Annotated in this window: 22 protein-coding genes; 16 read left to right on the top strand and 6 right to left on the bottom strand. The window is 42.9% G+C overall.

From position 1 onward, the window contains the following. The first annotated feature begins 99 nt into the window (after positions 1 to 99). Positions 100 to 942: a YitT family protein gene (locus J7E35_RS02445; RefSeq protein WP_214776617.1), complete on the top strand. Its 843-nt coding sequence runs from the start codon at positions 100 to 102 to the stop codon at positions 940 to 942. A 23-nt stretch (positions 943 to 965) separates the two neighbouring features. Then, on the top strand, positions 966 to 1,754 hold the full coding sequence (locus J7E35_RS02440; RefSeq protein ID WP_214776616.1) for a BsuPI-related putative proteinase inhibitor: 789 nt from the start codon (positions 966 to 968) through the stop codon (positions 1,752 to 1,754). 37 nt (positions 1,755 to 1,791) lie between these two features. Here J7E35_RS02440 and J7E35_RS02435 read toward each other — a convergent pair whose 3' ends face one another. The 3 genes from J7E35_RS02435 to J7E35_RS02425 all read right to left on the bottom strand — a co-directional run bounded on the left by J7E35_RS02435 (position 1,792) and on the right by J7E35_RS02425 (position 3,458). Continuing rightward, entirely contained in the window at positions 1,792 to 1,983 is a 192-nt protein-coding gene (locus tag J7E35_RS02435) for a DUF3813 domain-containing protein (protein ID WP_214776615.1), read from the bottom strand. Next, positions 1,984 to 2,136 carry a hypothetical protein gene (locus J7E35_RS02430; protein WP_214776614.1) on the bottom strand — a complete coding sequence of 51 codons (153 nt, stop codon included), beginning with the start codon at positions 2,134 to 2,136 and terminating at the stop codon, positions 1,984 to 1,986. Between the two features lie 503 nt (positions 2,137 to 2,639). Continuing rightward, positions 2,640 to 3,458: a Cof-type HAD-IIB family hydrolase gene (locus J7E35_RS02425; protein ID WP_214776613.1), complete on the bottom strand. Its 819-nt coding sequence runs from the start codon at positions 3,456 to 3,458 to the stop codon at positions 2,640 to 2,642. Positions 3,459 to 3,846: 388 nt separating this feature from the next. Here J7E35_RS02425 and yjfP point away from each other — a divergent pair, with 388 nt between their 5' ends. From yjfP to J7E35_RS02410, 3 genes are all read left to right on the top strand, one after another. Continuing rightward, entirely contained in the window at positions 3,847 to 4,614 is a 768-nt protein-coding gene (gene yjfP / locus J7E35_RS02420) for an esterase (protein WP_214776612.1), read from the top strand. A 78-nt stretch (positions 4,615 to 4,692) separates the two neighbouring features. Further along, positions 4,693 to 5,004, top strand: coding sequence for a metal-sulfur cluster assembly factor (locus J7E35_RS02415; protein ID WP_167832161.1), 312 nt, complete (start codon positions 4,693 to 4,695; stop codon positions 5,002 to 5,004). A 219-nt stretch (positions 5,005 to 5,223) separates the two neighbouring features. Then, entirely contained in the window at positions 5,224 to 6,348 is a 1,125-nt protein-coding gene (locus J7E35_RS02410) for a TIGR04053 family radical SAM/SPASM domain-containing protein (protein ID WP_214776611.1), read from the top strand. A 72-nt stretch (positions 6,349 to 6,420) separates the two neighbouring features. On the opposite strand, the gene J7E35_RS02405 is transcribed toward J7E35_RS02410, so the two are convergent. Further along, the gene (locus J7E35_RS02405) at positions 6,421 to 7,119 is read right to left on the bottom strand and encodes a Crp/Fnr family transcriptional regulator (RefSeq protein ID WP_214776610.1); all 699 of its coding nucleotides are present in this window, start codon (positions 7,117 to 7,119) and stop codon (positions 6,421 to 6,423) included. A 392-nt stretch (positions 7,120 to 7,511) separates the two neighbouring features. Here J7E35_RS02405 and J7E35_RS02400 point away from each other — a divergent pair, with 392 nt between their 5' ends. The 3 genes from J7E35_RS02400 to cls all read left to right on the top strand — a co-directional run bounded on the left by J7E35_RS02400 (position 7,512) and on the right by cls (position 12,141). Continuing rightward, positions 7,512 to 9,011 carry a nitrate/nitrite transporter gene (locus J7E35_RS02400; RefSeq protein WP_214776609.1) on the top strand — a complete coding sequence of 500 codons (1,500 nt, stop codon included), beginning with the start codon at positions 7,512 to 7,514 and terminating at the stop codon, positions 9,009 to 9,011. 287 nt (positions 9,012 to 9,298) lie between these two features. Further along, on the top strand, positions 9,299 to 10,315 hold the full coding sequence (gene moaA / locus J7E35_RS02395; protein WP_251009678.1) for a GTP 3',8-cyclase MoaA: 1,017 nt from the start codon (positions 9,299 to 9,301) through the stop codon (positions 10,313 to 10,315). 314 nt (positions 10,316 to 10,629) lie between these two features. Beyond that, a complete protein-coding gene (gene cls, locus J7E35_RS02390; protein WP_214776608.1) occupies positions 10,630 to 12,141 on the top strand; it encodes a cardiolipin synthase in 1,512 nt (503 codons plus the stop codon). A 55-nt stretch (positions 12,142 to 12,196) separates the two neighbouring features. Here cls and ric read toward each other — a convergent pair whose 3' ends face one another. Further along, the gene (ric, locus tag J7E35_RS02385; RefSeq protein WP_214776607.1) at positions 12,197 to 12,895 is read right to left on the bottom strand and encodes an iron-sulfur cluster repair di-iron protein; all 699 of its coding nucleotides are present in this window, start codon (positions 12,893 to 12,895) and stop codon (positions 12,197 to 12,199) included. A 221-nt stretch (positions 12,896 to 13,116) separates the two neighbouring features. Between ric and J7E35_RS02380 the strand changes: the two genes are divergently transcribed. From J7E35_RS02380 to J7E35_RS02365, 4 genes are all read left to right on the top strand, one after another. Then, entirely contained in the window at positions 13,117 to 14,382 is a 1,266-nt protein-coding gene (locus J7E35_RS02380) for a molybdopterin molybdotransferase MoeA (RefSeq protein ID WP_214776606.1), read from the top strand. Beyond that, on the top strand, positions 14,370 to 14,885 hold the full coding sequence (gene mobB, locus J7E35_RS02375; protein ID WP_251009679.1) for a molybdopterin-guanine dinucleotide biosynthesis protein B: 516 nt from the start codon (positions 14,370 to 14,372) through the stop codon (positions 14,883 to 14,885). Before J7E35_RS02380 ends, mobB begins: the two co-directional genes overlap by 13 nt. Before the next feature lie 127 nt (positions 14,886 to 15,012). After that, a complete protein-coding gene (locus J7E35_RS02370; RefSeq protein WP_214776605.1) occupies positions 15,013 to 15,459 on the top strand; it encodes a respiratory nitrate reductase subunit gamma in 447 nt (148 codons plus the stop codon). Positions 15,460 to 15,791: 332 nt separating this feature from the next. Beyond that, positions 15,792 to 16,508 (top strand): YwiC-like family protein, encoded by a 717-nt coding sequence (locus J7E35_RS02365; RefSeq protein ID WP_214776604.1) that lies wholly within the window; start codon positions 15,792 to 15,794, stop codon positions 16,506 to 16,508. Positions 16,509 to 16,568: 60 nt separating this feature from the next. Here the strand turns inward: J7E35_RS02365 and J7E35_RS02360 are convergent, their stop codons facing one another. Further along, positions 16,569 to 17,261: a Crp/Fnr family transcriptional regulator gene (locus J7E35_RS02360; RefSeq protein WP_214776603.1), complete on the bottom strand. Its 693-nt coding sequence runs from the start codon at positions 17,259 to 17,261 to the stop codon at positions 16,569 to 16,571. 223 nt (positions 17,262 to 17,484) lie between these two features. On the opposite strand from J7E35_RS02360, the gene argC reads away from it, so the two are divergent. Genes argC through J7E35_RS02340 form a run of 4 tightly spaced genes read left to right on the top strand, consistent with a single transcriptional unit; the run spans position 17,485 to position 21,704 of the window. Continuing rightward, positions 17,485 to 18,519: an N-acetyl-gamma-glutamyl-phosphate reductase gene (argC, locus tag J7E35_RS02355; RefSeq protein ID WP_214776602.1), complete on the top strand. Its 1,035-nt coding sequence runs from the start codon at positions 17,485 to 17,487 to the stop codon at positions 18,517 to 18,519. A gap of 11 nt (positions 18,520 to 18,530) precedes the next feature. After that, positions 18,531 to 19,766 (top strand): bifunctional ornithine acetyltransferase/N-acetylglutamate synthase, encoded by a 1,236-nt coding sequence (gene argJ, locus J7E35_RS02350; protein WP_251009680.1) that lies wholly within the window; start codon positions 18,531 to 18,533, stop codon positions 19,764 to 19,766. A gap of 22 nt (positions 19,767 to 19,788) precedes the next feature. Continuing rightward, positions 19,789 to 20,550: an acetylglutamate kinase gene (argB, locus tag J7E35_RS02345; RefSeq protein WP_483297646.1), complete on the top strand. Its 762-nt coding sequence runs from the start codon at positions 19,789 to 19,791 to the stop codon at positions 20,548 to 20,550. Further along, entirely contained in the window at positions 20,550 to 21,704 is a 1,155-nt protein-coding gene (locus J7E35_RS02340) for an acetylornithine transaminase (RefSeq protein ID WP_214776600.1), read from the top strand. Before argB ends, J7E35_RS02340 begins: the two co-directional genes overlap by 1 nt. Positions 21,705 to 21,766: the final 62 nt, after the last annotated feature.

Below are 21,766 nucleotides of genomic sequence, written 5' to 3'. Positions count from 1 at the left end.
TAATAGTTTATAGGGAATATGGGAAAAAGACAATTAAATATAGTGATTTTCGGCAAAATAGGGGTACAGGAAGAATAGAAAAGAATAAGGGGGATTTACATGGTCTGGTTGGAAACAAAAAAAATCATCATCGTGGTGATCGGGGCATTCTTGAATGCTTTGTCACTGAATTTCTTTTTAATCCCGGCAAATGTTTATGCAAGCGGCTTTACCGGGATTGCCCAGCTCGTTTCGAGCATACTTGGTGCATTCGCGCCATTTAATATTTCTACCGGAATTCTTCTATTGTTATTGAATATTCCGGTAACAATCCTTGGCTGGATGAAGGTGGGGAAATCATTTACACTTTATAGTTTTATCTCCGTGCTGCTTTCATCATTCTTTCTTGAAATCATTCCGGTAAAAGAAGTATCGAGTGATATTCTGCTGAATGCTGTTTTTGGGGGAGTCATTGCGGCACTTGGTGTAGGGCTTACCTTGAAGTGGGGTGCTTCTACTGGCGGCATGGATATCATTGCGATGGTACTGTCCCGGATGAATGATCGGCCGGTTGGTACATATTTCTTTACATTGAATGGCATCATTATTATGACAGCTGGCTTTGTATTTGGCTGGGAGAACGCTCTTTATACTCTTGTCGCTCTGTATGTTTCCACAAGGTTAATTGATGCCATCCATACACGGCATGAGAAATTGACGGCGATGATAGTCACTAAGAAATCAGATGAATTAAAGAAGGCCATACATGACAAACTTGTACGTGGTATCACGCTGCTGCCAGCAAAGGGAGCTTTTTCAGGAGAACAGAAGGAAATGCTCATTATTGTCGTCACAAGGTATGAATTGTATGACCTGGAACACATTATTAAGGAAGTAGATCCACATGCATTTACCAATATTGTTGAGACTGCAGGGATCTTCGGTTTTTTCCGAAGGGAGTAACCACAGAAACGGAGGTACTGTTAATGAGGAAGGTCGGTTTGATGATTATCTTACTTTTGATAGCGGTCGCACCTGCCCTGGCGATTGGGGAAGAAAAACAGTCACCAGTAAATCTCGAATACAGTTTTTACATTGACCCCATAGCTGGTCCAGAAAAAGCCGAATTTGAGATTGTCCTGCAAAACCAGGGCAGTACAGAGTTATCGTTTGAATACCCAACCTCTCAAAAATACGAAATTACCGTTCTGGATGCCAATAAGAAAAAGGTATATCAGTATTCGGAAGGAAAGTCCTTTGCACAGGCATTTGAAACCCTGAACTTGAAACCGCAGGAAAAAATGAAGTGGGTGGAAAAATGGGATTATACGAGTTCAGGTAAAAGAGTCCCAGAAGGAGAATACACTGTCACTGCACAGTTAAAAGCAACCAGCGTCAATGGAAAACCAGTTGGTGACAAAAAGCTGCTTACAGATACGAAAACAATGTATATTCCTGCGGAGAATCCCGTTTTTAAAGGCGTTGTTTCAGAGGGCGGCAAGGGGAATTATAAAATAATGGGAGACGCCAGGCCAATCAATGGGAAGTTTTATTATACAGTTGAAGATGGTCATAACCAGCTGATTGCCGAAACAGAAGTGGTCCCTGATGCAAAATACCCGCATTGGAAGCCTTTCACACTAGAGGTTTCCATACCTGAAAGCAAGCTTCCGCAAAATGGATCAGTCATTCTCAATCTGTATGAACGCAGCAAGGATGGGGAAATCATTCATACTTATCCAGTGCTGCTCGAAAGATTTAATCCAAATAACTAAAAAGCAAAAGCTGGCGGAATCCCCGCCAGCTTTTGCTTTACTTACTTTCAATTGAATTCAGCTCGTCCTGAAATGACCGAAGCTGCTCCTTTTCAGCCATTGTCGTATTGGCATAGGCTGATGACAGAGCATTTTTAGCAGTGTTGATGGCTGCAGACTGTTCCGCAGGCTCTGCAGTCTTAGCTAAATGGACAGCCTTCCTTGCTTCCTGAAAAAGCCTGTTTCCCATTTAAATTCCTCCTAAAGAGGACTCTCTGACATTTGCCATCTTTTGAGCTTCAGCCTCGGCATACGTGGTGTGGTAAGGGATTCTTTCATCATGCTTGGAGACAGTATCTACCCCTTGCTGTATAAAACGCTTGGATTTATTGCTTTTACCCATCGTTTTCCCCTCCATCTACGAGCGAATTTGAAACAGGCTGGTACGCTGCTTCGCTTATAGTATGCTCTTTTGGCATGAAAACAAACGGTTGTAATGCAAGTTGCGGGATTATCCTGTGTAATCACCTGACCAACGCGGAAATGTCGCTAAAATCAATAGGAACTTCCCCGAACAACAGCAATAATCATGCCTTCATCCCAAAATTATAGTTTATAGAAGGGAGAAACCCATCAATTATAAAGGGAAATGGTAACTGGAAAAATTATCCTCCTAATGAAACCAGGGAATTGCCCGATCATCGGGTGTAATCTCCTAATTAAGCGGGGAAATCTCCTGAAAAATAACTGGAATTGCCCGAACATCAACAATAATTATGCCGTCATCCAAATTCAGGGAATTGTACCGATTATAAAGGGAAAAACAAACAAATAACGGTCAAACGCAGCCAGCAACAAGCGAAAAATGTCCGATAGAATTTTTCTACCGGACATCTTGGGTGTATCTTATAGAGCTTTTAAATTAAGCAAATCATTCAAATAGACGCCAATGCCGTCTTCTTCGTTTGTCAGTGTCATGTCATTCGCGATGTTTTTCACTTCGTCAACCGCATTGCCCATTGCGATTCCGCGTCCAGCGTATTCAAGCATTTCCAAATCATTATCTTCGTCACCGAATGCAATAATGCGATCTGCAGGGATTTGGAAATAATCAGATGCTTTCTTTAAGCCAACTGCTTTGTTCAACCCGCTTTTGACGATTTCGACGACGTGGAACGGAGCAGCCCAGCTTCTGTGGTCGATTACTTCGGCGTGAACCTCAGAAAGGTGCTTACGGATTTTACGTACGTCCTCTTCATCAGAGTGGATCAGCATGCTGGTTGGTGAGGCCTTCAAATACCTTCTCAAATCCCCTGTTGTGATATTCGGATTTCCCATATTAAAAATGTCCATCAGTTTTTCATCATGATAGTGGACATATACATCGTCGATTACTTCGGCAATGATATTGTGGAATTTAAAATCATCAAGTGCCTCTACAATATCTTTGGCCACATCGATTGAAAGCGGAGAATGATGGACTCCCCAGCTGTTATCGAGCGGGTGATGGATAAACGCGCCATTGAAGTTGACGATTGGCGTATCAAGGGCAAGTTCATGGTAATACATCTCGCTGGATCGGAATGGTCTTCCTGTCGCGATCATGACAACATGTCCTGCTTCCCGTGCTTTTTTAATCACGTGTTTGTTTTTTTCAGAAATCGTCTTATCATCTGTCAGTAATGTTCCGTCAAGATCTAATGCAATTAAATGTTTTTCAGCCATAAATACTCCTTTTTAAATCTAATATTTTTCTTAGTGTCTCAATACCGCGCTTGTCGGGGCTGAGCAAGGCGCTTACGCTTTTCATATTGTCCAGCTGCGGCTCCTAACTCCTCGAGACGTTTCGGTCCTGCCAATGAAGTCAAAGAGCGACTTCACTGTCAGGCCCTCCAACGCTTGTCGGAGTTGGGCAGTCGCCTCCGCTTTTCTATTAATATGCGTATGATTGGCTCTTTTTTCGCAAGAGTTCTACAATACATATATTGGTTGCTGGTTAATTGGTCTTATAACCACTATGGTAACCATTTTACATATAAATTGTAAAAAAATCATTTTAGATACTTAAAAGAGCGGTAAATTTAATGTCCGCTTTCTTCAGGAGGGTCAATCATTGATTTTAGTCGAAAAGAAAACCATTCAACATATTCCCGTTCTCCATATTGTAAAACAAAAACAATTTAAGGAGAGAATGCCTTTGATTGTTTTTTTGCATGGGTTTACGAGCACGAAGGAACGAAACATGCATTATGCTTATGCTTTTGCGGAAAAAGGATTCAGGGTCATCATGCCTGAGGCGAAATATCATGGAACACGGAGCGAAGGGATGTCGCAGACCGAGCTTGGCTTCCGTTTCTGGGACATCGTAATCACATCGATCGAAGAACTTTCGACAATTAAACAGGAGTTGGTTGAAGACGGACTGGTGGATGCAGCGAGAATCGGTGTTGCGGGTACATCGATGGGAGGCATCACGACACTCGGCGCAATGGCAAAGTATGAGTGGATAAAAGCTGGTGTCAGCTTGATGGGGAATCCTTCATTTGAGCAGTTCGCGATATGGCAGCTGAACGAAATGGAAAAAAGGAATGTTCAGGTTGGGTTATCACAGGAAGAAATATCAGGTTTGCTGAATCAGCTTAAACAGTATGACCTGAGCCTGCAGCCTGAAAAATTAAATCATCGTCCATTGCTATTCTGGCACGGAAAATTAGATCCGGTTGTACCATATCAAGCTGCTTATCATTTTTACGAGCAAAACAGGAAAAGCTATAAGGAAGCAGAAGGAAAGTTTGAATTCATTACAGACGAAAATGCAGGACATAATGTGTCAAATGCGGGTGTGGAGGCAACGGCAAATTGGTTTGAAAAGCATATTTGATGCCTTTCCGCTTTAAATGCTTATAAATCATTGTTATGATAGTAATAGGTTACAGCAATAAAAAAGGAGTGTTCACCGATGGATGAAGAATTAAAAGATAGCATTATGGGTGCGCTTGAGATGGTCGTTGACCCTGAACTTGGCGTCGATATCGTTAATTTAGGGCTTGTATATGATGTTGATTTGAACGAGGAAGGACTTGCGACAGTGACAATGACGTTGACGTCTATGGGCTGCCCGCTTGCAGGCACGATCGTTGAGCAGGTAAAACTGGCTCTTGCCGACCTTCCTGAAGTAAAAGATACTGAAGTAAATATCGTTTTCAACCCGCCATGGTCAAAAGACATGATGTCCCGTTATGCAAAAATCGCCCTAGGCGTTAGGGATTAAGTTATAAGGATAAAGCAGCAGGAACTCTCCTGCTGCTTTTTTTATGGCTGTCTGGCATGGAATTTATTATTTGTACAAATCTCATTCCGATAGTACAGGACACAAAATTGTCATACAAAATAGCAATTACGGGTTCATTTATGTGAGTTAGTTCACTTAATCATGTTGGAAACACTTATATACTTCTTTTATAGGGAAGTACTTAAGGAGGCGCCAATGATGTTCGATAGAGATTTTAACAAAGACCCATTCATTGTTATTTGGGAACTTACCAGAGCCTGCCAATTAAAATGCCTGCACTGCCGTGCGGAAGCACAATATAGACGAGATCCGCGTGAATTGTCTTTTGAAGAAGGTAAAACGCTGATTGACCAAATATATGAGATGAATAATCCGATGCTTGTGTTCACGGGTGGAGACCCATTGATGAGGGAAGACGTTTTTGATATCGCAGAGTATGTTGTGAAAAAAGGTGTCCGTGTTTCGATGACACCAAGTGCGACACCAAATGTAACGAAAGAAGCGATTGAAAAGGCGAAGTCAGTTGGATTGTCCCGCTGGGCTTTCAGCATTGACGGACCAACGGCTGAAGTCCATGACCACTTCAGGGGAACAGCAGGCTCTTTTGATTTGACGATGGAAAGAATCAAGTATTTGCATGAACTGGAAATCCCGATTCAAATCAATACTGTCATTTCACGATATAATATTGAGTATTTGGATGAAATGGCTAAAATGGTCGAAGATTTAGATTGTGTCCTTTGGAGTGTGTTTTTCCTGGTTCCAACAGGACGCGGACAGGAAAAGGACATGATCTCTCCTGTGGAGCATGAGAAAGTCTTCACCTGGCTGTATGATTTAAGCAAAAGGGTTAAGTTCGATATTAAAACAACTGCTGCCCAACATTATCGCCGGGTTGTCATCCAGCAAAAAATGCGGGAAGCAAAGGATCATACAGACGAAATTGATTACTTGACTGCACTGACAAAGGAAGGACTGACAGGGTCTATCGACGGCCTTGGCCGCGCGCCAAAAGGGGTCAACGATGGCAATGGGTTCGTGTTCATTTCCCACGTTGGAGATGTATACCCAAGCGGGCTGCTGCCTGTGAAAGCAGGGAACGTAAGGGAACAGCCCCTTGCTGAAATTTACAGGGATTCGCCAGTCTTCAAATCATTGAGGAATCCTGATGAGTACAAAGGAAAATGCGGAGTGTGCGAATTCAGGCATGTATGCGGGGGTTCACGCTCAAGAGCATACGCGATGACCGGTGATTACCTGGAGAGCGAGCCATTCTGTGTTTACATCCCTAAAGCGTTGAGAAAGCAAAAGCAGGAGAGCTGATAAAGCTCTCCTGGGGAACTTTAAAAAAAAGCGAGTGATGCCAGATGAAAGGCATTCACTCGCTTTTTTATATTAATCAATGGAACAAAAAACTGCCGGGCAGTTTTCACAGCCGATTTCCTGGCGTAAATAATCTACATCATGTACGAGGATTTTCCCTTTTTTAATTGAAATGATTCCTTCTCGCTTCAGGTCGTTCAAGATCCGGTTTGTGCTTTCGCGGGAAGTTCCGCAGAAATTGGCCAGCTCCTGGTTAGTCAGCGGCAGGTCGATCAAAATGCCGGTATCTTTCTGGACACCATAGCTGTTAGTCATCCGGATCAAGGTAGAGAATAATGCTCCTTTTTTCCCGTTAAGAACCAGGTCGCGGAATTTAGTCTGGGTTTTACGGAAATGATCGCTCATCCACTTCATGAATTCAAAGGCAAGTGATGGATTGTGGAAAATCTCCTTTTCGATCACATCTTTTCTGATTGCTGCGATTTTCGCATCTTCCAGGATTAGCGCACTCAAGAGATACTTAGGTGCATCAGTAAAAAGTGTCAACTCTCCGCAAATATCGTTTTCTCCGCAAATTCTTAAGGCAAGCTCGCGGCCATCCTGGGTGACTTTGCTGATTTGGACCTTGCCGCCCAGGATCAAATAAAGCTCCTCTGCCTCCATGCCCTCCTGAAACAGATATGATCCTTTTTGTACATGGATGGTCCGGTCGGCAAACTGGAGTAATTCTTTAATTTCAATTGAATGAGTCGCTTTAGTTGTGTTTGGCATGGTCATCACCCTTTTTTTGATTTTAAAAAGCATAGATCTCACTTTGAGAATTGTCTAGCTCCTGCGCTTTTCTTTTTTTCCGTGGCTTCTCTTTATTGACCCAATAATAACATCGGGATAGTGTTAACTAAATGATGATTAAGGAAATGTCAAAATCTCGTCACATTATAAGACCATTTTGTTCACATTTTCGAAACAAATGCGGTCAGTCTATCTATATTATATCGATAATAAAAGTCGGGTGTTTCAATTGTTTAGAGACAACTGTGACAGTTTATTGAACAAAGAAAGTGATGTGAAGTTCGTCATATCTAATAGTTTCGATTTTTCTTACTATTTATCCAAGTAACTGTCTGGTATATCTAAAATTTTTGCAAACAGAGGGGGAAACCATGATCACACAAAAAGTTCAACTGCCGCTTCAAACGCTCAGTCTTGTTGCTGGATTTATGGTATGGGTGATTTTATCTGCATTAATGCCGTTCATTAAAGAGGATATTCAGCTGACTGCCAACCAGGTAGCAATGGCTACTGCCATTCCCGTCGTCCTTGGTTCTGTCCTTAGAATTCCAATTGGGTTCTGGACAAACAAATACGGGGCAAGAAAACTGTTTTTTATCAGCTTTGCATTCCTGCTGTTTCCAGTTTATTTCATCAGTATTGCTGATTCCTATATTGAATTGTTGATTGGAGGATTATTCGTCGGCACTGGGGGAGCCATTTTCTCTGTAGGCGTAACCTCACTGCCAAAATACTATCCGAAAGAACGCCACGGCTTCGTAAACGGAATCTATGGGGTAGGAAATCTGGGAACGGCCGTTACAACTTTTTCAGCACCAGTCATTGCAGCTCAGTTCGGGTGGCAGCTAACTGTCAAGCTTTTCATCATCTTGCTGATTGCATTCGCATTACTTAACTTTTTCCTCGGTGACAAAAAAGAACCAAAAGTTGTGACTCCTCTGGCTGAGCAAATCAAGAGTGTGTACAAAAACCAGAAGCTTTGGGCATTGAGCTTATTTTACTTCTTAACTTTTGGTTCATTTGTAGCCTTCACAATCTATCTGCCCAACTTCCTGGTATCTCATTTCGAGCTTGATAAAGTCGATGCAGGACTAAGGACAGCAGGCTTCATTGCACTGGCGACGTTTTTCAGGCCAATCGGCGGCTGGCTGGGTGATAAATTCAACTCATTCGTCATATTGATGGCTGTGTTCGCAGGAATGACCATTTCGGGCTTTCTGCTCTCGTTCACGCCTTCGTTAACTTTGTATACAATTGGCTGTCTCGCAGTCGCAGTCAGTGCCGGCATCGGGAATGGGACTGTCTTCAAGCTTGTACCGCTTTATTTTTCAAAGCAAGCTGGGATCGTTAACGGAATTGTTTCAGCGATGGGTGGATTAGGGGGATTTTTCCCGCCGCTTATGCTGGCATTCCTGTTCAACCTTACCGGACACTATGCAATTGGTTTCATGGCTTTATCACAGGTGGCGCTGGCAAGCCTAATCATCGTGATTTGGATGTTCTATCAGGAGAAATTAAATCTTGCTAAAAATATCCTCGACCACACAGCTGAGGGAATCATGATTACAGATGTCAACGGTACGATTGAAAAAGTAAATCCAGCATTCACGACTGTCACAGGCTACAGTGCAGAGGAAGTCATTGGGGAAAATCCTCGCCTCCTGCAATCCGGTAAGCATGGGGAAGACTTTTACAGGGAGATGTGGCAATCCGTAAAGTACAAGGGATTCTGGCAGGGGGAGATTTGGAACAAGAAGAAGAACGGTACCATTTATACTGAATGGTTAACAATCAGCCCAGTGAAAAATGAAGCAGGTGAAATTAAGAACTTTGTGGGCATGTTCAGTGAATTGACCTTAAAGAACGAATAAGCCTTTTAAAAGACTGCGTCCCTGATGCGGTCTTTTCCTTGCTTTACCGAAAAGAAATTCCTGCTTAAGGCGCTTGCGCTTTTTATATGATATTATGACAACATGATGACATTTCTACACAAAAACACTATCCTTGCAGTTTTTATGTTGTAATATAGACATAAGGATGTAATCTACTATTCTAATAGAGGACTGAAGATGTTACTGTGAGAATATTAACAGTAAAGAACCTGCGTTGCTGTTACAATTTCAGTATTCATCACTTCTATAATTGGAGTTGACACAAAATGGTGAAAAACATAATCAAAGACCAATTAAATAGACCGCTACGCGACTTGCGTATTTCTGTTATAGATCGTTGTAATTTCCGCTGTCAGTATTGTATGCCTGCCGAAATCTTTGGCCCTGATTTCGCTTTCCTTCCTAAAAGCGAGCTATTGTCATATGAAGAAATTGAACGTGTGGCCAGGTTATTCATAGAACTTGGGGTGGAAAAGATCAGGCTTACAGGCGGGGAGCCACTGATGCGCAAGGATTTGCCAATCCTCGTCAAGATGCTGAATGAGATTGAAGGATTAAAGGATATCGCTTTGACCACCAATGGCGTAATGCTGCCGAAGTATGCAGAGGAGCTGCGTGCTGCTGGACTGAAGCGGGTCAATATCAGCCTGGATAGTTTAAAAGATGAATTGTTTGGCGAAATTAATGGCCGGAATGTTGGTGTAGGTCCGGTATTAAAAGGAATTGAGTCAGCGAAGAAAGCTGGCTTGGGCGTTAAGATCAATATGGTAGTCAAAAAGGGACTCAATGATACTGAGATTCTCCCAATGGCCGAATTCTGCAAAAAAGAAGGCCTGGAGCTCCGCTACATTGAATTCATGGATGTAGGTAGTACGAATGGCTGGAAAATGGATGATGTCATCACGAAGAAGCAGATCCATGACCTTTTGAGCCAGCATTATGAATTAGAACCAGTTGATCCTGAGTATTTCGGTGAAGTCGCGAAAAAATACCGTTATAAAGGAACGGATATTAATGTCGGTTTCATCTCATCGGTATCAGAGTCATTCTGCTCAAGCTGCACAAGGTCACGTTTGTCAGCGAATGGCCAGATATTCACATGCCTGTTCAATGGCAATGGCCACGACATCCGCGACTTCATGCGCGCTGGCGCTACAGATGGTGAACTCCGCGGCCGTATTACGGACGTTTGGAATCATAGAGATGACCGTTATTCTGATGAAAGAACGGCTGAAACAGTTGCGAACAGAAAGAAAATCGAAATGTCCTATATTGGCGGCTAAGACTCCTTCGGGGGTCTTTTTTATTGTTTTTTTAGGCTCTTTTCTCAAACTTTGCTGCAATTGACTACAAAATCGGATTCCTTCGCAAAGTTGACTCTTTTGTGAGAAAAGAGCATGCAAACTGACTGCCGACCTGCAAGATGGCTTTATATTACGTTAAAATGGTCTTTAGAATTTTAACAACAATCTTCACGAAACCATTTTTCATGATCTTTTTACTTTGGCGCGTATGGAAAATTTGGACATACTATGTTTCCGGACAAATGGTTTATGGGTATACATGAATCTACTATAAACTTGTTGGAGAATGCTGAATGCTAAAAAGAAGACTGGAATTTTTATTTGTATTTATTTTAATGGCATGTTTCTATATTGTATTTTTTACCGACTATAGCCAGACTTTCAAGGTATCAGCCATACTGATCTATGCGGTGATCATTTTTATCAGCATGTATTCATTGATGCTTGAAAACCGTTCGGCTCAGCACACGCTGATGTGGATGTATGTCATGCTGCTTTTTCCCGTGGGCGGTTATTTCTTTTATTTATTTTCGGGTCAGCTGTATTTAAAGGGTTATTTATATAAAAGCAAGCGGACGAGAGACCGTGACCAGTGGGAAAAACTGATGAGGAAGGAAGAGTCGAGGGACCTTTCTTTTTTGATTGAAAATCAGCAATGCTTCGCCAAGTATGCAAAAAATGCAACGTTGACACCGATAACAACTGCCTCCAGGGCAAAGATCCTGAAAAATGGAGAAGAAACCTTTGCCGAACTGAAAAAGAAATTACGGGAAGCAGAAAGATTCATCCATATGGAATACTATATTTTCAGGTCTGATCGCCTTGGACGGGAGATTATAGATATCCTGATTGAAAAGGCAAAGCAAGGTGTCGAGGTTTTATTCATGTTCGATGCTGCCGGAAGCATGAAGTTCGCAGTGAGCGACCTTAAAGACATGCAGGAGGCGGGCATTAAAGCGGCACCGTTCTCCCCGCTAAAATACGGGTTCTTCAATCAGAAGTTCAACTTTCGAAATCACAGAAAAATTGTCATTATCGATGGGGAGATTGGATTTGTCGGAGGTTTGAACGTTGGAGTAGAATATTTAGGAGAAGATGATAAAATCGGTTTCTGGCGTGATACGCATATGGTGCTGACCGGTGAGGCTGTGTATACCCTTCATAATGTCTTTTTGCTTGATTGGGAATATGTCAGCGGCGAGAAAGTGCTGGGAAATAAGCGAGCCGTGAAAAATCCCCATGATGAAGATGAACTCGATGGGGCTATCCAGGTCGTGCCAAGCGGTCCGGATACTCAGCAGGGAATCATGAGTGATTTTTACTATACGATGATGTCCTGTGCAACAAAATCGATTTGGATTGCTACCCCTTATTTTGTCCCTGACGAAGCAATCCGCACGGCATTGAGAGTTGCCGCAGCAAAGGGGATTGAAGTCAGGATCATGGTCCCTGAAATCAATGACAGCTACCTGACGCAATATGCGAGCCGTTCTTACTATTCTGAGCTATTACGGAACGGGGCAGAGATTTACTCGTACAAAAAAGGGTTTTTGCACCAGAAGGTCATCATCGTTGATGGGAATATCGCCTCGATTGGCACAGCCAATTTAGACATGCGGAGCTTTCATCTGAATTTCGAGGTCAATGTATTTTTGTTTGGTACAAGTTCGATCAGGGACCTTGTGGCTCATTATGAAGAGGATCTTGAGGACTCGGAGAAAATCAGTCCTGTTAAATATCATAAGCGCGGGCTTTGGGAACGAACGAAGGAATCGTTCGCGCGGCTTTTCTCCGGTGCATTATAACGTAAGCTGTAATGAAAAATGCCCCATCATTAATTGATTGGGGCATTCTAACTGGTTAGGCGATATACCTTGGAAACAGGATGTTGTTTTCTAGATGGACATGCATGAAGGTATGTGATTCCAGCGCCTCAAGACGCTTGTATACCAAGCGGTACGTTCCGCACGCATCGATTGGCGGATTGAAGTCAGCTGTTATTTCACGCAGTTGCTTTAGGATTGAGCCGGCATGGTCATGTTCCTTCTCAAGTTCTGTGATTTCTGCGATCATTTCAGAACGTTCTACATCATTTGCGGTATCAAGCTGCAGCAATAGCGGGAAGACAGTTGCTTCTTCTTTTGCGGTATGCTCCAGGAGCTCCTTCTTCAACTTATAGAAAAGCTCATAGACCTTCAAAAGTTCATCGTGGCGGTCACCGTGCACTTTAGCGACCTTTGTTACATACGGGCTTAGCAGTTTTAACTCTTCTTCAAGTTCGCGGTGGTATTTGTTCTTGATATGGTCGATCAATTCTGCTGAGTCAGTTTCTGTCCAGACCTCCATACTTTCTGGAGCGCCGTTATGCTTTCGATATAATTCTTCGAGTGCCTCCATGATTGCCGGCACGTCCAGGTTTTGTTCAGCCGCCGCTTCCGCTAGAGGACGATTGCCGCCACAGCAGAAATCCAGTCTATTTTGCTTGAACAAATCACTTGATTGAGGGAATATATTGACAATATCTTTAACTAAAGAATTTTGATCAAAAGGCATTTTCATATAAGTACCTCCAGGAGATTATTTAATACTGTTTACATACTCATCATAAAGGAAATGGTTTTACTGCTTGGTGATGTGCATCACACTTCACAAAAAATCTACATATTTTCGGGAGATTTTATGAGAGAATACTGTGAGGTTTGTTATGTTTTCATTTTTACATTACTCTTATAATGAAAAGGGTATATTTATAAGTTAAGCCTGCAATAGGAGCTGATTATATGTTAGAAAAAAGAAACCCTATTCCAATTGGAGAGGCAGTTAAGAGAGTGATGGAGCATAAGAAAAAAGGCTCCACTGAATATGTTTCAATAAATGAAAGCTTTGGACGCTATCTTTCAGAGGACTTGAAAGCAACCAGTGATGTGCCTCATTTTGACAGAGCTCCATACGATGGATATGCGATTCGTTCTGTCGATACACAGGAAGCCTCTCAAAATCACGCGGTTGAATTCGAAGTGGTTGACCATATCGGAGCAGGTATGCTAACGGATAAAGAACTTGGACCGTTCCAGGCTGTCAGGATTATGACAGGCGCCCAGATGCCTGTTGGAGCTGACGCTGTTGTTATGCTGGAATTAGCTAAAGAAGCAGAGCGTGATGGAAAAAAATATATGGAAACAAAGCGGAAACATAATAAAGGAGACAATGTTTCCTACCGCGGTGAGGATGCAAAGGAAGGGGAGGTCCTTGTAAAAAAAGGCACCTTCATCAATCCGGGAATCCAGGCGATGCTGGCAACTTTCGGGTATGCAAAAGTACCAGTAGCAAAGAAGCCGGTAATTGGCCTTTATGCAACAGGGACTGAATTGCTGGATGTCGATGAACCGCTTGAGCCGGGAAAAATTCGCAACAGCAACTCTTATATGATCTCCGCACAAATTCTTCGTGCCGGTGCAGAAGTGAAATACTTTGGACAGCTGCCAGATGATTTTGATACATGCTTCGATGCAGTGAGCAAAGCGATTGAGGAAGTGGACTTATTCATTACAACCGGTGGGGTTTCTGTCGGGGACTATGACTATCTCCCGGAAATCTATGCAAAGCTTGGAGCAGAGGTGTTGTTCAATAAGGTAGCGATGAGGCCTGGAAGCGTCACTACTGTAGCCCAGCTTGACGGGAAGGTATTGTTCGGTCTGTCAGGAAACCCTTCTGCTTGCTATGTAGGTTTTGAATTGTTCGCCCGTCCAATCATCAGGACGATGCTGTTCACTGGTCAGCCTCATTTGAGGAAGGAGAAAGCCATTCTTGATGCCAATTTCCCTAAAGCAAATCCATTCACTAGATTTGTAAGGAGTGCCCTGACAATCGAGAATGGAAAACTGGTAGTGACACCAAGCGGTCTGGATAAATCAAACATCATCATGAGCCTTGCCGGGGCTAACTCCCTCATGATTCTGCCTGGCGGCACGAGAGGTTTTGAACAGGGAACCGAGGTGGAGGTCCTGATGCTCGAAGACCATGCGGGCAGCGAATGGCCTTGGTAAAACCGGTGCTGTTCCAGATTGCAGGGTACCAAAACAGCGGCAAAACCACGCTTAGCCTGATGTTGATTAAACAGCTGACTGCAGCTGGCCTTAAGGTAGCGACAGTGAAACATCATGGGCATGGCGGCAAGCCGGAAGTTGTTGAGGCAAAGGATTCAGATAAGCATATTAAGGCTGGAGCCGCTGTCTCACTTGTAGAAGGAGGAGGCAGGATGATCATCCATGCTGAAAACGGTTCATGGTCCCTTGCTGAAGAAATAGACATGCTTTCCTTCTTCAAGCCAGATGTAATATTGATAGAAGGCTATAAGAATGAGCCCTTTCCCAAGGCGGTCATCCTGCGTGATGAAAGAGATCTGGAGCTAGTGGAAAAGCTTCAGAATATCCAGGTCGTCTTATGCCGGGATCCGGGTCTGCTAAACTTATTAAAGGATATTGCACTTCCTGTTCTTAATATGGATGATGGAGTTAGCTGGATTTTAGAGGAAATCATCAAAAAATAGGTGATTTCCTCTAGGTCCTTCAAGGTTTAGCTAGAAAAGTTCTTATTTTAGACATATACGGCGACTTTTGTCACTGCCACTTTATACCTGCCCGGTTAGAATGTTAATGGGGTTCAGGTTGTGACATATGTGTGAGGTGAGAGCGATGGAAATGCTGCAAATTTTTTTGTGGATTGTTTATCCATATTCTGTTGTGGCAATTGTGGCGATGGGACTAGTCTGGCAGTACGATGCATCGAGAGAGGAAGGAACACGTTCGAAAGCAGGGAGGCTTCTGCTGGGCGTCGTCAAAACACTTATGGCCGCCAGCACGGCGACAGGTATTGCGATCGTGATGTCAAGCAGCATAGCGAACGAACCAGTATTGCTGTTAAGATGGCTCATCAGCCTTGCCCAACTGCAGCCGGACATGAGCCTGGTCATGGATGTTTCCATTCTCTCGAAGGTCCATTATATTACTGTATTCCTATTCCTATTGAGTCTGGCATTCACGAAGGAAATTTATTATTTGCTAAAACCGCACTTATATTTAAAGAAAATATTTTTAAAATTGCATTTCGAAAGAAGAGGCTGATGGCAGAATTTCAGCCTCTTCTTTTCTTTAGGTTGTTTTCGTAAAGATTGTTGTTAAAATCCTAAAGACGATTTTAAAATAATCTAAAGCTAATTAGTAGGTCGGAATAAAGTTTGCATGCTCTTTTCTCATTCTTAGAATCAACTTTGCAAGGAAACATAGTTCATTCATCCTATTTTGCGGTCAATAGCAAAAAGTTTGAGAAAAGAGCCCTTTTTTTTGACAGTTCAGTGTCATTTGGAATTCCTCATCCCCAAATGTGATGTGTTTCACTTATTATACCTTTTGTCTGCTTTATATTTAAGGCAGGAAACAAAAGGGAGTGTTCATTCATGAAGTTATTTATGCCAAAACAGCATGGAGCCTGGGCGATGTTGATCATCCCTTTCTGGCTTGGAGCAGCGGCAAGTGAATTAGTCTGGCAGCATGTCCCGTTTTTTATCGGGTGGCTGTTACTATATTTAGGAACATATCCGCTTCTTTTGATGTTCAAGAAAAAGAAAATCCCATTTTATCGTAAATGGGCGCTTACTTATATAATACCAGCCTTATTATTCTTGATGGTCCCATTGTTCATGACACCAACGATTGTGACCTTTGGCCTAGCAATGATTCCGTTTTTCATGATCAATGCATACTTCTCTGCGAAAAATAAAGACCGTGCTCTCCTTAATGATTTAAGTGCAATCGTTGTTTTCTCTATTGCCGGACTTGCAAGCAGCTATCTTGCGAATGGGGAAATCAATGAAAATGCCATTCTTGTTTTTGCCGCATCGATCCTGTTTTTCACAGGAAGCACATTTTACGTGAAAACAATGATCCGCGAGAAGAAAAATAGTCAATTCAAATGGATTTCCTGGTCGTACCATTTACTCGTTCCGGTATTATGGCTTGTGGCTGGAGAAGCAATCGTAGCGGCAGCCGCAATTCCTAGCTTTATCAGAGCGATGGCATTTTACGGTAAACCGCTTTCTGTCATGAAGGTAGGCATATACGAAATCGTGAACGCAGCCCTGTTTTTTATCATCATGCTGTTTGCGATTCTCTAAGATCATCCAATTTGAAAACACTCAATAAGAAAAGCCGCCAGTTAAAGTCTGGCGGCTTTTCTATTCAATATTGCATACCTCAATCGGGCAATTCTCACAATCTATTTCTCTTTTTAGGCGGTTGATGGCATGGATGGTAATGAATCCTTTATCAATGGAAATGATTTTGCTTTTCCTTAGGTCGCTCAATAATCTGTTTACGACTTCGCGTGAGGTCCCACAGAAGTTTGCAAGCTCCTGGTTTGTAAGGGATACATTAATTTTAACGCCTTCATCTGTTTTAATGCCATAGCTGTTTGCCATCCGGATCAATGTGGAGTACATTGCGCCTTTTTTTCCATGAAGGACGAGATCTCTGAACCTTGTTTGCGATTTGCGGTGCTGCAGGGAAAGCCATTTAACGAGTTCCAGTGCCAGCCCGCTGTCCTTTTCAATTTCAGTCTCGAGCTTATCCTTCTGTATCACCGCTACCGTACCGCTTTCTGAGGCCCGGGCATTCAATATATGCTGAGATGCCGTGCTGAATAGTGATAACTCTCCAACCAACTCACCAGCTGAACACATTCTGATTGTTAACTCGCGTCCATCCGGCACCATTTTGCTGATTTGAAATTTCCCGCTCTGGATAATATACAGCTCGTCTGCGGTATTTCCTTCTTCAAAAAGAAACCGCCCTTTATCAATAGTCTTGATTTTATGGACCTTTTCAAAAAGCTTATTCAAATTTGGTGACAACGTTGTTGCAGTCAACATATGAATACCACCTTATCTACGGGAGGTTATACTCCCTTCCGTATCTGATATTAATATTATTATATTGTAAAGCATACAAAGCCAGCAATAAAATTGTGAATTGTTCACATATTGTTAATAAATCTGTTGCGTTTTTTTCTCTTTGTTTTTATAATAAAAAGAAATTTATTTATAAATATAAACAAACGTGATTATTTATGCATGCGTTGAAAGGAGGTTTCAAGTGAAGGCATCAATCATTGGCACAACTGGATATGGGGGTGGAGAACTAATTCGTATCCTGGCAAATCATCCATATATCAGTATTCATTCAATCCACACAACAAGAGAAGAAAAACCTGTTTCTGAAGAATACCCCCATTTAACAGGGATTTTTGATAAAGTCCTCACCAAGATTGAAACTGACAAAATCGCCGCGGAATCAGACATTGTGTTCCTGGCAACCCCATCAAAAGTTTCCGGAAAGCTTGTAAAATCTTTTCTCAATAAGAACATTAAAGTCATTGATTTATCAGGTGACTTGAGATTGAAAGACGCATCAGCATATGAAGAATGGTATAAGCATGAATCAGTCAGTGCTTCTATATTGGATGAAGCGGTATACGGGCTAAGTGAATGGAATAGGGAGCAGATTATGAATGCAAACCTGCTGGCAAATCCAGGATGTTACCCGACTGCAGCTCTCCTTGGGCTGGCACCTGTGCTGACAGAAAAGCTGATTGATTCGAATAGTATCATCATTGATGCAAAGTCTGGAGTGTCCGGTGCAGGGAGGTCTCCCTCAATGGGAACGTTATACGCTGAGTTGAATGAAAATTTCAAAATTTATAAAGTTAATGAGCACCAGCATATCCCTGAAATCGAGCAGCAGCTCAGTCTTTGGAATGGCGAAGAGGTTAGGGTCACCTTCAGCACACATTTAATACCCGTCACAAGAGGAATCATGGCGACCATATATGTTCAGTTAAAAGAAGATCTGGATACTTTGAGACTGCTAGATTTATATAAAGAAACATATGATAGCCACGCATTTATAAGAGTAAGGAAAAACGGAATGTTCCCTTCAGTCAAAGAGGTCAAGGGGTCGAATTACTGTGATATTGGGCTGCATGCGGACAGCAGGACAGGAAGGCTGACGATTGTATCGGTGATCGATAATTTAATGAAAGGCGCTGCAGGTCAGGCGGTTCAAAACGCCAATATTATGTTTGGATTAGAGGAAAGTGCAGGACTGAAGATGATTCCACTGTATCCATAAAGGAGGAAAATATGTACCAGGCAATGACCGACAAGCAATTAATAAAAAAAATCCCTGATGGAGGAATTTTAACTCCAAAAGGATTCCAGTGCGGCGGAGTACATGCAGGGCTGCGCTATGCCAAGCTTGATTTAGGGATGATTGTAAGCGAGAATCCGGCCAGTTGTGCCGCTGTCTACACGACAAGTCACTTCCAGGCGGCTCCATTGGCGGTAACACAGGAAAGTATTGCGGAGGAGAAGGTTCTCCAGGCAATCGTCGTCAACAGTGCATGTGCGAATGCATGCACGGGAGAACAAGGATATAAGGATGCGCTGAAAATGCGATCATTGGCAGCAGCAAAACTGGGGATTCCTGAACATCATGTTGCTGTTGCATCCACTGGAGTAATCGGTGAATATATGCAGATGGAAAAAATTGAGTCTGGAATCGGAAAGCTTTCTATCGGCAAAACAGCGGATGATGCAAAGGATTTCCAAACGGCGATCCTGACAACGGATACAGTAATGAAAAGCTGCTGTTACACTGCTGAAATTGACGGGGTAACAGTGAGTATAGGAGGGGCCGCGAAGGGTTCTGGGATGATTCACCCGAACATGGCCACGATGCTTGGTTTTTTAACAACTGATGCTAATATATCAAGTGAATACTTGGCGGCAGCGCTAAAGGATGTAACGAATACAACCTTCAATCAAATCACGGTGGATGGAGATACATCCACGAATGATATGGTGCTGGTGCTGGCAAATGGAACTGCAGGAAATCTGTCATTGGACCCGGACCATCCAGATTGGGTAGTTTTTATAGACTTGTTAAAAGAAAGCTGTGCAAGTCTTGCAAAACAGATTGCAAAGGATGGAGAGGGAGCAACAAAATTGATTGAGATATCGGTAACAGGCGCAATGTCTGATGAAGAAGCACGAATGGTCGGAAAACAGATCGCCGGGTCTAACCTTGTCAAAACAGCAGTTTACGGGGCGGATGCGAACTGGGGACGGATCATAGGCGCGATCGGCCAAAGTGAGGCATCCGTAAATCCAAAAACTGTCGATATATCTCTTGGAGAAATTGCTATGCTTAAAGATAGTACACCTGTAGCTTTCGATGAAGATCAGGCGAGGGAGTACCTGATGGATGACAAGATTGAAATTTTCGTTGACCTGCATTTGGGGGAAGGAAAAGGAATGGCCTGGGGCTGCGATCTTTCCTATGATTATGTGAAAATAAATGCAAGCTATCGGACTTAAAGGGGCGGATTAATTGGAAACGGTGGTCATTAAATGCGGCGGAAGTGTGTTAGAGGAGCTTAATGACAATTTCTTCAGTAGTCTAAAAGAATTGATGGCGGATGGGTTCTATCCCGTCATCGTTCACGGGGGCGGGCCAGCAATCAACTCGATGCTTGATTTATATGAAATCCCGGCTATGTTCAAAGATGGTCTTAGAGTGACGTGTGAAAAGACGATCGGAATTGTTGAAATGGTACTTTCCGGACAGACGAATCGGCAGCTGTGCAGCATGCTGATGAAGCAGGACTTCAATGCTCTTGGCATCAATGGGAGCGATGGTCTTTGCCTTCAGGCCGAATATATTGATAAGCAGAGCTTGGGATACGTTGGGACGATTACCCAGGTAAACACTGACTTGATTATGCTGGCGCTTCAAAATGGCTATATTCCTGTGATTACGCCACTCGGTATTGCCAATGATGGCAGCAAGCTAAATATAAATGGCGATTATGCTGCTGCATCGATTGCGAAAGCCTTGAAGGCTGAACGTTGTGCTTTTATAACCAATGTGGACGGAATCCTGATAGATGGTGAGCTGGTGACCGAAATGACTGATAGTCAAATAGAGAGCTATATTTCTGATGGAAGTATCTATGGAGGAATGGTTCCAAAGGTAAAATCCGCCTTGTCAGCTACAGCGGCGGGTGTAGATACTGTCATGATTATTTCTGGCAAAAAGCGATTCTATAAAAATAACTGCTGGCATGGAACAGCGATTGCCGCAAAAGAAGAGGTGTTTTAATGAGCCATTTATTCCCTACTTATCAACGATGGGAAATACAGCCTGTAAAAGCAGAAGGGACGCTCCTTTATGGAAAGGACGGCCAGCAATACCTTGATTTTACTTCTGGCATTGGCGTCTGCAATTTGGGCCATCGTCATGAAGCAGTAGAGCATGCAGTCAAGGAACAACTCGACTTATTCTGGCATGTATCGAATCTCTTTCCGCAAACAATCCAGGAAGAAGCAGCTAAAAAGCTCGCAGATAGTTCTGGATTGGATTGTGTATTTTTTGCCAATAGCGGTGCAGAAGCAAACGAAGCAGCGATTAAACTTGCAAGGAAAGCTACTGGGCGCACCAAAATCATCACGTTCCTGCAATCCTTTCACGGCAGGACTTTCGCCGGCATGGCTGCCACCGGGCAGGATAAAATCAAGCAGGGGTATGGCAGCATGCTTGAAACATTTATCCATATGCCATTCAATGACCTGGATGCTCTAAAAACTGAAATTGATTCTGATACAGCTGCGGTAATGATTGAAATTATCCAGGGTGAGGGCGGAATTCATGTCGTAACAAACGAATTTATAAAGGAAGCAGCAAGTTTATGTGCTGAAAGTGGCGTACTGCTTATTATCGATGAAATCCAGACCGGGATCGGCCGGACTGGCAGACCATTTGCATTTCAGCATTTTGGGATAGAACCTGATATTATAACCGTTGCAAAAGGGCTTGGTAATGGGCTTCCAATAGGAGCCGCCATCGGCAAAGCTGGTCTCGCTGAGTTTTTTGGTCCGGGCACCCATGGTTCGACATTTGGCGGAAATCCGATCAGTACGGCGGCAGCGATAGCCGTTATGGATACCATTTTTAATGAAGGATTCCTTGCAGAGGCATCTGCCAAAGGGAAATTACTATTTGAGTTACTTCATAATGAACTCGGTTGGATGGAAGTGGTTAAAGACATCAGGGGACTCGGGTTGATGGCTGGAATTGAACTGACTGTCGATGCACAGCCGATTTTAGCTGAATTGAGGAAATCGGGAATGATTGCATTGCCGGCAGGAGAAAAGGTTGTCCGTCTGCTTCCGCCGCTGAATGTTACAGAAGAGGAGATAGAGAAGGCTGTCTCTTTACTGAAAGGAACCTTAAGTAAATCTAAGGTAACTGCATAAATTGCAGTAAAATTTTTTAAATTGCGTTGCATAAAAATAAATTAACTTAAATAAATATACGT

It is taken from the genome of Bacillus sp. ISL-45, from assembly GCF_018613195.1.
GTDB lineage: Bacteria > Bacillota > Bacilli > Bacillales > Cytobacillaceae > Mesobacillus.
The sequence above is the reverse complement of the archived record's forward strand: the minus strand, read 5'-3'. Positions and strand labels throughout refer to the sequence as shown.